Origin of the sequence: Faecalibacterium sp. I4-1-79 (assembly GCF_023347235.1) — a bacterium.
Classification (GTDB): domain Bacteria; phylum Bacillota; class Clostridia; order Oscillospirales; family Ruminococcaceae; genus Faecalibacterium; species Faecalibacterium tardum.
On sequence record NZ_CP094467.1, the window covers coordinates 1,005,096 to 1,017,549 of the forward strand.

A 12,454-nucleotide genomic window follows, 5' to 3' on the forward strand; every position below is an offset into this window, starting at 1 on the left:
AAAAAAGCCCTCCTAACTCAATAGCCGTAACTCGGTTCATCGTCCGCAGCGGCAGACGAGAAAATGCTCTGGCAGTACAGCCAGTTGCCGCTTGTGTCCATCCAGCCCACATAGAAGCCCCGTTGTGCGGCAAACACATGGTCGGGCAGGGCGTTCAGGCTGTTGGAATAGTACCCGGCGCAGCTGGCAAGTCCTTGTAATACTACCTTGCCGTCTGCATCCAGCACATCGCATACGTTGCCGTAGGCGCTGCCCGCAGCATCGCGGCTGCCGTAGAACATGGGTCTGCCGTCAGGGTCGGTGGTCAGGTAGTTGACGTAACTGTATTTGCCTTGCAGGGCGGTCAGGTCACTGACAAGCCCCTGCGGGCCGTACAGTCGGGTGGCGGTGGTCTCGTAGCGGTCGTTATCCTGCAATTTCAGCCAGACATAGCCACTGCCGCAGTTGCTCATCCGTACCCGCTGCTGGTGCTCCACCGGCTCTACGGTGGTTTCGGTCAGCAGCTTGCCGTTATCCTTGCTGTAAACCCGCAGGCTGCCGTCCAGCGCGTAGACGGCTATGGTGCTGTCGGTGGCGTCCACATCATACAGCGGGGTCTTTGTACCGGTCTCCAGATCATAGAGTTCGTAGCCATGATCCTCGCCGCTGTGCCATGTTACCACATAGCCCGGGAAATATTGGCTGGGCTGCTCGTCAAAGGCGGCGATCAGCCCGCGGTCCTCGGTGGTCATATCCCGCAGCTCGTACCGGCCGTCGCCGGTGGAAAAGCTGACAAGACCGCCCGGGTAGACCTGTAAAAAGCCTGTGCACTGCTCGCCGGTCAGGACGTTGTACAAAATCCGGTCGGTGGTTTCTTCCCCGGTGGCAACGTCCAGCTCCACCCAGTCGCTCAGGGTGTCGCTGTCGTAGAAAAGGCGGTAGGCCGAGGCGGCATCGGCGCGGTAGACAGGGGTGCCGTCCTTTTCCTGCACCACCACCCAGCTGTTCTGTTGGTAATCCGTATCCCAGTCGTAATCGTCCAGCCCTTCCGGGCGGGCGTAGCAGCTGAACACCAGTTTATCGCCGCATAGGGTGCAGCTGTATGCGCCCTCCGGCACCGGCAGTGCTGCGCCGGTGGCAAGGTCGATGACCTGACAGGTGCCGTAGCCGGACTCCGGGACGTATCCGCCGTCGATCAGGCGGCTTTCCTGCAGCACCAGCAGGCCGTTTTGCAGGGTGGCGTTCTGCTCGCCCTCAAAGGACATCACTTCGGTGCCGGTCTTATCGTACAGGGCGGTGCGGCGCCCGCCCCGGCCGGTGGGGTCGGACCAGCTGCGCAGCCAGTAGTCTGCGGTGCCGGTAGTGCTGTCCTGCACCAGCGAGACGTTTTCGCTGCGGGCAGACTGGTGCAGCGGGGTGCTGCCGCACAGGATGGTGGTGCTGCTCCCGGAACGGCCATAGCAGTACAGCACCCGCAGACGGCCATCGTTCAGCACGGCGGGGTCGTACAGGGGCTTGCCGCTGTCGTCCGTGGGCACGGAAACGGCAGAGCTTGCAGCGCCCGGCACGCCGGTGGCGGGCGGCAGCAGGGCACAGCCGCAGCCTAAAGTAAGGGCAAGGGCTGCGCAGGCCGCCCCGCAGCCGATACGCAAGACAACACGCTTCATAAAAAACACTCCTTTGCAAAAACAGGGAGGAAAATTTTTCCGTTCACTCAGAATACGAAACAGCCGCATTTTTCATTGCAGAGTTTGCAGAAAAATGCGGCTAAAAATGGTTACAATTGCATTACAGCTGTGCCGGGGCATGGGACGCTTCTGCCTTGTTCATCTGCTCCAGCTGCCGCAGAAAGGCCAGCAAAAAGGGCAGAGAAATGAAGAAGGTGAGCGCATCCGCAATGGGCTGGCAGAGCTCCACGCCCACAAGACCCAGCACCCGGGGCAGTACAAGGATCAGCGGGATAAAGCACACGCCCTGCCGGCAACAAGCCAGAAAGGTGGCGCGCCCGGCCTTGCCCACGCTTTGAAAGGTCATATTGGCCACTACGATCACTGGCTGCAAAAGGACGGCAAAGCACTGGTAGCGGAAGGCAGGCAGCGCCACGGCGGTGACTTCCGGGTCGTCCCGGAACAGCCGGATCAGAGCCTCATCGTTCCACCAGCACACCGCGATCAGCACCACCAGCAGCGCAAAGGCGGCTTTCAGGGTAAAGATGGCAGCCTGCCGTACCCGGTGGTATTTGCGTGCACCGTAGTTAAAGGACGCCACCGGCTGCAAGCCCTGTCCCACGCCGATGGCCACCGAGAGGATGAACATAAAAATGCGGGACACGATGCTCATGCCCGCCACGGCGGCATCGCCGTAGCTGCGGGCGGCAATGTTCAGCAGCATCCCGCCGATGCTGTTCAGCCCCTGACGGCCAAAGCTGGGCGCGCCGCCTGCAAGGATCTGCAAAAACTCGCGCGGCTCCCGGGTGACGGCAGAAAGCCGGAACTGGCTGACCGTTTTGCCCCGCAGGAACATATACAGCAGAATGCCAAAGCTGATGGTCTGGCTGAGGGCGGTGGCAATGCCGGCACCGGCAGTGCCCAGCCCTAAAGCGAACATGAACAGCGGGTCCAGCGCGATGTTCAGCAGTCCGCCGGTGACCAGCCCGACCATGGCAAGGTTCGCCTTGCCCTCATACCGCAGGATGTTGTTCATCACCAGACTGGAGATCATCAGCGGGGCGGCAAGCAGGATAGGCCGGGCGTAGGCGCAGGCGTGGGGCAGAATGGTCTCGGTGCTGCCCAGCAGCATCATGAAGTCCGGCAGGGTGGCAAGACCGACCACTGCCAGCACTACGCCAAAGGCCAGCGCCGTAAAAAAGCTGGTGGAAGCAAAGCGGGTGGCGGCGTGGGTATCCTGACTGCCCAAGCGGCGGCTGATGATGGTGCCGGAGCCGTGCCCCAGCATAAAGCCCAGCGCCTGTATGATAGCCATCAGGCTGGAAACGACACCCACCGCGCCGGAAGCGCTGGTGGAAATGCGCCCCACAAAAAAGGTATCGGCCAGATTATAGATGCTGGTGATCAGCATACTTAAAATCGTGGGCGCGGCCAGACTGAGGATCAGCCGGGGGATAGGGGTCTCGGTCATTTTGTGATACTGCACCGCAGTGCGGTCCTGCTGGGTCATGGGCAAATATCCTCCTTCAAAAACGAGAAAGCCGCCCCTTCCAGAGCGGCAGATAGTCCTGATAGAAACAGTATAACGCAGTTGCGGCAAAATGTCGAGAGAAAGAAAAAACGGCCTTTCTCCCCTGCGAAGGGGCGAAAAAGCAGGCGAAAACAGGGTGCTTTCTATATAAAATGCTAAAGAATTGTCGAATTGCTTGTGAAAAATCACGATATGTGGTATTCTTTATAAGAAGGAATTGGAAAAATCTGTGCATTTTATGATTGGGAGGGATTTATACATGAAATCCGTAGCACAAACCGTGATCGAGGCCGACCGCTTTTATACCATTGCCGCACACACCGGCAATGTCATTCAGGCAGTGGAAGGCAGCAAGGACGGCGGTACTGTCCGTCTGGGCAAGTATGACCACAAGCCCGAGCAGGAGTGGAGCTTTGTCCGCGAGGGCGATGGTGTGTACCGCATCCGCAACCGTGCTTCCGGCAAGTTACTGGATCTGACCATGACCGGCACTGCCAACGGCACCTGGCTGCACCTGTGGGAGGACGTGGGTGGCACGTCCCAGATGTGGAAGGTGGAGCACACCCCGGAGGGCACTGTGCGTCTGCGCTCCTCCTGGGCAGGCGGCAAGTGCGTGGACACCGTGGGCATCGGTGCTGAGGTGGGCGCTGTGCTGCAGATCTGGCAGGAAGTACCCGGCGGTGGCGACCAGCTGTGGGTCATCTCTGAGGTAAAGGATCGCGTAAAGCGTGCTGCTAAGGTCGAGGAAGCACCCGCTGCTGAGACTACGGCAGCACCGGCCAAGGAAGCCGCTCCCGCCAAGAAGCCCACAGCCCGCAAGCCCAGCACCACCAAGAAGGTGGAGGAGAAGCCCGCTGCGCCCGCAGTAAAGGCCGCAGAGCCGGTCAAGGAAGAAAAGCCCGCTGCGAAGAAGGCTGCTAAGGCAAAGGCTGAGCCTGCTGCCCCCGCCGCAGAGGTGAAGGCTGCCCCCGCCGTGGAGACCAAGACCGAGACTGCTGTCCCTGCAACTAAGGCCGCACCTGCCGCCGCAAAGCCCAAGGCAAAGCGTGCACCCTGCAAAAAGACCGCAAAGAAGTAAAAAGCTTTAAACAGCAAAAAATCGGACAGACCGCAGTCTGTCCGATTTTTTGCGTTTATAGAAGCTTTTTATGCAGCAGGGGCGGCAGCATCGTCGCTCTGGGCGGCGGTCTGCACGAACTGCACAATGCTCTCGATGGTCTTGCGCAGCTGCACAAGGCTTTCCACGTCAGAGTCCTGCATCCGGGAGGTGGGCGCGGTCACCTCGGTTTGGGCGGCAGTCACGGTGCCGGAAAGCTCCGCATGGATATGGTGGGCGGGCACGTCCAGAAGGATGTGCACCTTAGGGGACTGGGTCTTGAGCAGACCCTGCTTTTCGATGCCCAGAATCAGCTGCGGCGCATCCTCACCGGCGGCGAGGTTCGGCAGCTGAAGGTAAAGGTAGCCTTCCTTGGCGTTGGCGGGCTGCACGGTTTTGAGCTGCTTGAGATCCAGCTGAAAGTCGTTTACCTGCTGCAAGCTGGTGGCAGTGGGGTCTACCCCCAGCAGGGTAGCCAGCTGGTCTTGGGAGATGTAGCTGCCCAGCGACCAGCCCGGCAGCAGCAGGCTTGCCAGCGGATACTCGGCTACAACCGTGCTGCGCAGCTTGTTGTACAGCTGTCCGGCGTCGTACAGGGTCTCTTCCTCGCTGATGTACATCCGGGTCAGAGGGGCATCGTTGACGGTGCTGGTGCCCGTTGGGTACAGCGCCAGCTGCACCGCCCGGGGGGTGTACTGGCCGGTCAGACTGCCGGTGGTGCCGCCGAACTTGTCCAGCAGGGCGTAAAGGGCAGGGGGCTCGGCCTCGGTGGAGGTGATGGTGTAGTCCAGCGCAAAGCTGGCACCGCTCTGGAATGCCTTGATCTTGCGGCTGACGAAGCTGTACAGCACTGCCGCAACCACCGCGCACACCAAAACCAGACACAGCAGAACGATCAGCGCCGCCCGCAGACCAGTGCGCTTTTTGTGGGAAGATGCCATGGGAAACCTCTCCTTCCGGTAAAACGTATTTGTTTCAGCATAACGGAACTGCACGCAAATGTCAAGCGCCGCAAACTGCGGACAAAACAAAAAACCTGAAACATTTCTGTTTCAGGTTTCTGGCGGAAAGATGGGGATTCGAACCCCAGAACGCTTTTGACACGTTACACGATTTCCAGTCGTGCGCCTTAGACCAACTCAGCCATCTTTCCACATCTTTTGTTCTGCCTTTGGGCGGGTGCCCTTGGCGCTCCACTATAATACCTGAAAGCAGGCTTTTTGTCAAGGATTTTTTTGAAAAAAATCAGACTTTTTTAAAAATGACGAAAAAACGCGAGAAAGTATTCTGCCGCATGGATGGAAAGCACAAAAAGCCCTTGACGCACCTTAAAAATAGGTCTATATTGAGGGCAAAGAGCACTGCGGTGGGTCATTTTGTGCCGCAGCGGCGGGAAATATAAGGAGGATGCTTTTATGACTTATCCTGAAGTGCTTGCCAATGCCCGTACCTGCATTGGTCAATACTGCAAGGCCTGCCCGGTGTGCAACGGCGTGGCCTGTAAAAACCAGATCCCCGGCCCGGGTGCCAAGGGCGTGGGCGATACCGCTATCCGCAATTATAATAAGTGGGCCGATATCCGGGTGAACATGGATACCCTGTGCCCCGGCGGTGCACCGGACACTACGCTGGAGCTGTTCGGCAAAAGCTTCCGCTATCCCTTCTTTGCAGGCCCTGTGGGCGCAGTGAACCTGCACTACTCCGATACTTACACCGACATGACCTATAATGACGTGCTGGTGCGCGCCTGTGCCGAAAACGGCATTGCGGCCTTTACCGGCGACGGCACCAACCCCACCGTGATGGAGATGGCTACCCGCGCCATCGGCGCTGCGGGCGGCTGCGGTGTGCCCACCATCAAGCCGTGGAACATCGACACCATCCGCGAGAAAATGGCACAGGCCAAGGCCAGCGGCTGCTTTGCCGTGGCTATGGATGTGGATGCGGCGGGTCTGCCCTTCCTGAAAAACATGACCCCGCCCGCCGGCAGCAAGAGCGTGGAGGAACTGACCGAGATCGTGCAGTTGGCCGAGCGTCCCTTCATCGTCAAGGGCGTGATGACCGTTAAGGGCGCACTGAAGGCGAAGCAGGCCGGTGCCGCCGCCATCGTGGTGTCCAACCACGGCGGTCGTGTGCTGGATCAGTGCCCCGCCACCGCCGAGGTGCTGCCAGAGATCGCCGCAGCCCTCAAGGGCACCGGCGTGAAGGTACTGGTAGACGGCGGCATCCGCACCGGTGTGGATGTGTTCAAGGCGCTGGCGCTGGGCGCAGACGGCGTTCTGATCTGCCGCCCCTTCGTGACCGCAGTTTACGGCGGCGGCGCAGAGGGCGTGAAGTGCTACATCGATAAGCTTGCCGGGGAACTGACCGACACCATGCAGATGTGCGGTGCCCATACGCTGGCGGAGATCACCCCGGATATGGTGCGGGTCTGAGCGTTCTATTGTAAGTAACAAAAAGGAGATGCCCTGCAGGGCATCTCCTTTTTGTTACTTCAAAGTGCCGTCCAGCACCTGCTGGTAATACCACGGCTTCGGGGCGTGGAAGGTCTTGCCGCTGAGGAAGGCAAAGTCCGGCTGGGTGAAGCGGGGCATGGTCAGCTCCCATGCGCACAGCGCCTGATACTTCAGCTTCAGCTCCCGGTTGGCGCTGTTATTGCCGTACTTGCTGTCGCCAAGGATGGGGCAGCCGATGCTTGCCATGTGGGCGCGGATCTGGTGGGTGCGTCCGGTGATCAGCTGCACCTTCAGCAGGGCCAGACGGCCGGAGACGGCGATGGTCTCGTACCGGGTCTCCACCTCCTTGGCACCGGGCTGCTTGTCCTCCACGATCTTCACGATGCCGCGGTCAGCATCCTTCAGCAGATAGCCGCCCAAGGTGGCGTCCGGCGGCATGGGACGGCCAAAGGTGACGCAGAGGTAGGTCTTTTGCACCTCGCGGTTCTTGATGGCAGAAAGGAACAGCTCCTCGGCCTCCGGGGTCTTGGCAATGATCACAAGGCCGCTGGTGCCGGTGTCCAGCCGGTGGCACAAGGCGGGGGTGTACAGGTCGTTCTCCTTGTACTCGCCCTGCTTGTTCAGGTACAGCAGCGCACGGTTCAGCAGGGTGTCGTCCTCCGGGCCGTCCACCGCAACGCCGGCGGGCTTGTTCACGATCAGGATCTGCGGGCAGTCGTATACCACCTGCGCCGGGGTGCGGGCGTTCTTCCACGCGGGGCCTTCCACCCGGCGGTCGGCGTCCAGCACGTCATCCAGAATGAACAGCTTGATCTCGTCGCCTGCCATCACGCGGGTGGAAAGCGGCTGCTTTTTGCCGTTCAGCTTGATCTTGTTCTCCCGCAGTGCCTTGTTCAGGCGGCCGGGGGTCAGGGCGGGGTACTGCTGGGTCAGATAATTGTCCAGCCGGGTAGGGGCAAGACACTTTACTTTTAAAATTTTCACGGGAAATTCCTCTCTATACGCGATAATAAGAATAAGCTTTACGTTGTTTTTATTGTAACGGAAGTAAAACCGCGCGTCAAGCACAGAAAATCTTATTTTTATGGCAGAACAGAAAGGGGGTAAAAAGCAACAACGAAAGCTTGAATGAAAAAATACAGTAGTAAGGTCAGCAACTCCGCTAAAGGGCAACTGCAAGACAAAAAGGAGAAACAAAAATGATTTTTAAACAGGATACGGAAAAAAATGAACTGAATCTGATTTTTACGGAAACGGATGAAGTGGGCACTGTGAAGCTTGTAGAGGATTTCTGCGATGGAATGGCATGGTTTTTTATCATGTTTGCGGCGAGAGTGGGCTGTCAGTCTGAAAATGCAAAGGTACTGAAAAAAGTTTGCATGGAACAGATCGAAAAGACTGTTGATGCTGTCATCGATGACGGAAATCTGGAGAAGTTGCAGAAAGTGCTGGAGGAAAGCATCCCGGAGGAATATGCTGAACTCGCGCAGAAGATGGAAGAGGAAGGCTTTGATGAGGACTGGATTCGGGGAGCGATCCGTTTGGCTCAAGAATGCGGCAGCGTGGAGAATGCAATCGATTTTCTGAAGGATGAGTTCGGAGAGCTGGGGTGTGAAGATGATGAATGACCGCGATGCGGCGTGTTAAACAGGTCTTGACAAACGTTTTGCGTATGCTATAATTTAGCTGTACGCAAAGAGACATTGTGTCTGCTTTGCGGAATGTAAAATTATGACAGATGGCAATGATGGGGTCAGAAATGCACACACCACCGTCCAGAGAGAGCGCCCACGGCTGTAAGGTGCTCCGGTCGGGATCATTTCGCGCCACCCCGGAGCTTCCGGCGAATGTAAACCGGACGCTGCGCAGCGTTAACGCGCCGAAAGCGGCAGGGGACACGTAATCCTTTGCAATTTGGGTGGTACCACGGAGTTTGATGCACAAGCAGCCTTCGTCCCTTTTGGGATGAGGGCTGTTTTTTGTTTTTTCTCCGTGCCGCCCCTCTGCCATAACAGCATAAAAACGGCGCCTGAGCGCCAAAGACGATTGAGGAGAGAAAGATCTATGCAATGGACCGGTTTGAATGAACTGCGCGAAAAGTACCTGAGCTTCTTTGAAAGCAAGGGTCATCTGCGTCTGGACAGCTTCCCCCTGGTACCCAAGAACGACCCCAGCCTGCTGCTGATCAACAGCGGTATGGCACCCATGAAGAAGTGGTTTCTGGCACAGGAGGAGCCGCCCCGTCATCGCGTGACCACCTGCCAGAAGTGCATCCGCACCCCGGATATCGAGCGCGTGGGCATCACTGCCCGCCACGGCACCTTCTTTGAGATGCTGGGCAACTTCTCCTTCCAGGATTACTTCAAGGAGGAGGTCATCCCTTGGGCATGGGAGTTCCTGACCAGCGATGAGTGGATGGCGATTCCCAAGGATCGTCTGCACATCTCTGTCTATGAGGAGGACGACGAGGCCTACGATATCTGGACCAAGAAGGTTGGCATCGCCCCGGACCACATGGTGCGTCTGGGCAAGGAGGACAACTTCTGGGAGCACGGCTCCGGCCCGTGCGGCCCCTGCTCCGAGATCTACTTTGACCGCGGCCCCGAGTACGGCTGCGGCAAGCCGACCTGCGGCGTGGGCTGCGACTGCGACCGCTATATGGAGATCTGGAACCTCGTGTTCAGCCAGTTCGATGCCGATGGCAAGGGCCACTACGAGCGTCTGGCACGCCCCAACATTGATACCGGCATGGGTCTGGAGCGTCTGGCCTGCGTGATGCAGAACGTGGGCAACCTGTTCGAGGTAGATACCGTGCAGAGCGTGCTGCACCATGTGGAGCATATTGCAGGCAAGACCTACAAGCAGGACCCCAAGACCGATATCTCCATCCGCGTCATCACTGACCATATCCGCAGCTGCACCTTTATGGTGTCTGACGGCATCCTGCCTTCCAACGAGGGCCGCGGCTATGTGCTGCGCCGTCTGCTGCGCCGTGCCGCCCGCCATGGCCGGATGCTGGGCATCGACCACCCCTTCCTCGTGGATCTGGTGGAGACCGTCATCCAGTCCAGCGAGTCCGCTTACCCCGAGCTGCGCGAGCATGACGCCTACATCAAGAAGGTCATCGGCACCGAGGAAGCAAACTTTGCCCGCACCATCGATGCCGGCATGAACATCCTGAACAACATGATCGACCGTCTGGAGAAGGCACACCAGAAGCTGCTGAGCGGCATGGACGCCTTCAAGCTGAACGATACCTTCGGCTTCCCGCTGGATCTGACCAAGGAAATCGCCGCCGAGCAGGGTCTGGAGATCGACGAGGACGGCTTCCACGCAGAGATGAAGAAGCAGAAGGAGCGCGCCCGTGCTGAGCGTCTGAAGAAGAACATCTCCGGCTGGAGCGAGGATCTGTTCGGCGCACTGGAAGCCGAGCCTACCGTCTTTACCGGCTACGACACCCTGACCGACAAGGGCACCGTTGTGGCGCTGAGCGATGAAGAGACCCTGACCGATGCCATTGCCACCGATGAGGAGGCAAAGGACGGCGTGCTGGTGGTGCTGGATAAGACTCCCTTCTACGCCGAGATGGGCGGTCAGGCTGCCGACCATGGTGTGCTGAACGGTGCTGAGTGCAGCCTGCGCGTGCTGGACGTGAAAAAGACCCCCAAGGGCTACTACGTCCACACCTGCGTGCTGGAAAGCGGCATCGTGAAGGTTGGCGATGTGCTGACCGCACAGGTGGACAAGGGCTACCGCATGGCCATTGCCCGCAACCACACCGCTACCCACCTGCTGCAGGCTGCCCTGCGTGAGGTTCTGGGCGACCATGTGCATCAGGCAGGCTCCTATCAGGATGCCTCCATCACCCACTTCGACTTTACCCACTTCAGCGCCGTGACCCCCGAGGAGCTGGCACGGGTGCAGAAGATCGTCAATGATAAGATCTTCGACTCCATGAACGTCACCGTGCAGGAGATGCCGGTGGAGGAAGCCAAGAAGCTGGGCGCAATGGCTCTGTTTGGCGAAAAGTACGGCAAGGTGGTCCGCGTGGTGGATATCGAGGGCTGGTCTACCGAGTTCTGCGGCGGCACCCATGTCAAGAACACCGCCCAGATCGGCGGCTTCAAGATCGTCAGCGAGTCCTCTGTGGCTGCCGGCATCCGCCGTATCGAGGCTGTCACCGGCCGCAACCTGCTGATCCGTGCAAACCTGCAGGAGGCCATGCTGCATGATGTGGCCAGCACCCTCAAGGCCAACAACGTGGCTGCTCTGCCCGCCCGCGCCGAGGCTGTGATGGCTGAGAACAAGGCCATGAGCCGCGAGCTGGAGGAGATGAAGGCCAAAATCGCCGCCTCCAAGGTGGACAGCCTGTTCGACAATGCCGAGGAAGCAGACGGCGTGAAGATCGCTTCTGCATACTTTACCGGTACCACCGGCGACACCCTGCGCGGCATGTGCGACAGCATCCGCGACAAGGCCGTGAACCCCGTGGTGGCTGTTCTGGTGGGCAAGGCCGAGGATAAGATCACCATGGCTGTTACCGTGAACAAGCTGGCACAGGAAAAGGGCCTCAAGGCCGGTGTGCTGGTCAAGGAATTGTCCGCTATCGCAGGCGGCAAGGGCGGCGGCAAGCCGGACTTTGCAATGGCCGGTCTGAAGGACGAGACCAAGATCGACGAGGCACTGGCTGCTGTGAGCGCCATCGTCAAGAAGGCTCTGGGCTAAAAAAGATCCATGTCCCGCGCCCGGTGCCGGATGCGCGCCGGGGCGGCGGGCTTTTGTAGAAGCAGGAAGGAGTGTTTCCCCCATGGAAGATTGTCTGTTTTGCATGATCGCAGAGGGCAAGATCCCCTCTAAAAAGCTGTACGAGGATGACCAGGTAGTGGCATTCTACGACATCAATCCGCAGGCAAAGGTGCATTTCCTTGTGGTTCCCCGCAAGCACATCTCCTCTGCCGCTGTGCTGACCGAGGAGGATGGTGCCCTGCTGGGCCACATCTTTACCGTTATCGCAAAGCTGGCCAAGGAGCAGGGACTGGAAAACGGCTACCGCATCATCTCCAACGTGGGCGAGGACGCAGGCCAGACCGTGAAGCATCTGCATTTCCATGTTCTGGGCGGCGAAAAACTGCCTGTCTGATTCCAATACGAAAGGGAGATTTTGATTATGGCTGAAACTTATACCCTGCATGTTGCAGGCCTGACCCGTGAGCTGACCATCTGCAAGGTGAACGACCACATGGACATTGCCGCATTCATCATGCTGGGCGATGCCGAGCTGACCGTAGCTGCTGCTGCGGAGCTGCTGAAGAAGTGCCCGGATTTTGATATCCTGCTCACCGCCGAGGCCAAGGGCATTCCGCTGGCACACGAGATGAGCCGCCAGAGCGGCAAGCCCTATATCTGCGCCCGCAAGGGTGTCAAGCTGTATATGCCGGACCCCGTTGTGGTGGAGGACCAGTCCATTACCACTGCCGGTAAGCAGAAGCTGGTCATCGACCGCAAGGAGCTGGAAAAAATGAGCGGCAAGCGGGTGCTGGTGGTAGACGATGTCATCTCCACCGGCGGCTCTCTGAAGGCGCTGGATGCGCTGGCTGAAAAGACCCAGTGCACCATCGTGGGTCAGGCCGCTGTTCTGGCCGAGGGCGACGCTTCTGAGCGCAAGGATATCATCTTCCTTGAGCCGCTGCCCCTGTTCTTCCACTAAGCTGGGATGCGCCGCCCG

At 58.8% G+C, this 12,454-nt stretch carries 10 protein-coding genes and 1 tRNA gene; 6 read left to right on the forward strand and 5 right to left on the reverse strand.

Annotated elements, in window-relative coordinates:
* Nucleotides 1-17: 17 nt before the first annotated feature.
* Nucleotides 18-1,646 (reverse strand): DUF5046 domain-containing protein, encoded by a 1,629-nt coding sequence (locus MTP36_RS04975; protein ID WP_249253893.1) that lies wholly within the window; start codon nucleotides 1,644-1,646, stop codon nucleotides 18-20.
* 121 nt (nucleotides 1,647-1,767) lie between these two features.
* Nucleotides 1,768-3,156, reverse strand: a complete 1,389-nt coding sequence (locus MTP36_RS04980; RefSeq protein WP_249253895.1) for an MATE family efflux transporter — start codon at nucleotides 3,154-3,156, stop codon at nucleotides 1,768-1,770.
* Nucleotides 3,157-3,436: 280 nt separating this feature from the next.
* Here MTP36_RS04980 and MTP36_RS04985 point away from each other — a divergent pair, with 280 nt between their 5' ends.
* Nucleotides 3,437-4,255 carry an RICIN domain-containing protein gene (locus tag MTP36_RS04985; RefSeq protein ID WP_249253897.1) on the forward strand — a complete coding sequence of 273 codons (819 nt, stop codon included), beginning with the start codon at nucleotides 3,437-3,439 and terminating at the stop codon, nucleotides 4,253-4,255.
* Between the two features lie 68 nt (nucleotides 4,256-4,323).
* On the opposite strand, the gene MTP36_RS04990 is transcribed toward MTP36_RS04985, so the two are convergent.
* Both MTP36_RS04990 and MTP36_RS04995 read right to left on the reverse strand, forming a co-directional pair.
* Nucleotides 4,324-5,214, reverse strand: coding sequence for a hypothetical protein (locus MTP36_RS04990; protein WP_249253899.1), 891 nt, complete (start codon nucleotides 5,212-5,214; stop codon nucleotides 4,324-4,326).
* Nucleotides 5,215-5,334: 120 nt separating this feature from the next.
* Nucleotides 5,335-5,426, reverse strand: a tRNA-Ser gene (locus MTP36_RS04995).
* 262 nt (nucleotides 5,427-5,688) lie between these two features.
* Here MTP36_RS04995 and MTP36_RS05000 point away from each other — a divergent pair.
* Nucleotides 5,689-6,708: an alpha-hydroxy-acid oxidizing protein gene (locus tag MTP36_RS05000; RefSeq protein ID WP_249253901.1), complete on the forward strand. Its 1,020-nt coding sequence runs from the start codon at nucleotides 5,689-5,691 to the stop codon at nucleotides 6,706-6,708.
* A gap of 54 nt (nucleotides 6,709-6,762) precedes the next feature.
* Here MTP36_RS05000 and MTP36_RS05005 read toward each other — a convergent pair whose 3' ends face one another.
* Nucleotides 6,763-7,713, reverse strand: a complete 951-nt coding sequence (locus MTP36_RS05005; protein WP_097782507.1) for an RluA family pseudouridine synthase — start codon at nucleotides 7,711-7,713, stop codon at nucleotides 6,763-6,765.
* A 215-nt stretch (nucleotides 7,714-7,928) separates the two neighbouring features.
* Between MTP36_RS05005 and MTP36_RS05010 the strand changes: the two genes are divergently transcribed.
* From MTP36_RS05010 to MTP36_RS05025, 4 genes are all read left to right on the forward strand, one after another.
* Nucleotides 7,929-8,357 carry a hypothetical protein gene (locus tag MTP36_RS05010; protein ID WP_249253903.1) on the forward strand — a complete coding sequence of 143 codons (429 nt, stop codon included), beginning with the start codon at nucleotides 7,929-7,931 and terminating at the stop codon, nucleotides 8,355-8,357.
* A 436-nt stretch (nucleotides 8,358-8,793) separates the two neighbouring features.
* Nucleotides 8,794-11,454, forward strand: coding sequence for an alanine--tRNA ligase (alaS, locus tag MTP36_RS05015; protein ID WP_249253905.1), 2,661 nt, complete (start codon nucleotides 8,794-8,796; stop codon nucleotides 11,452-11,454).
* Between the two features lie 82 nt (nucleotides 11,455-11,536).
* On the forward strand, nucleotides 11,537-11,869 hold the full coding sequence (locus tag MTP36_RS05020) for a histidine triad nucleotide-binding protein (protein WP_097779513.1): 333 nt from the start codon (nucleotides 11,537-11,539) through the stop codon (nucleotides 11,867-11,869).
* A 27-nt stretch (nucleotides 11,870-11,896) separates the two neighbouring features.
* Nucleotides 11,897-12,436: a phosphoribosyltransferase family protein gene (locus MTP36_RS05025; RefSeq protein WP_055186529.1), complete on the forward strand. Its 540-nt coding sequence runs from the start codon at nucleotides 11,897-11,899 to the stop codon at nucleotides 12,434-12,436.
* Nucleotides 12,437-12,454 lie beyond the last annotated feature (18 nt).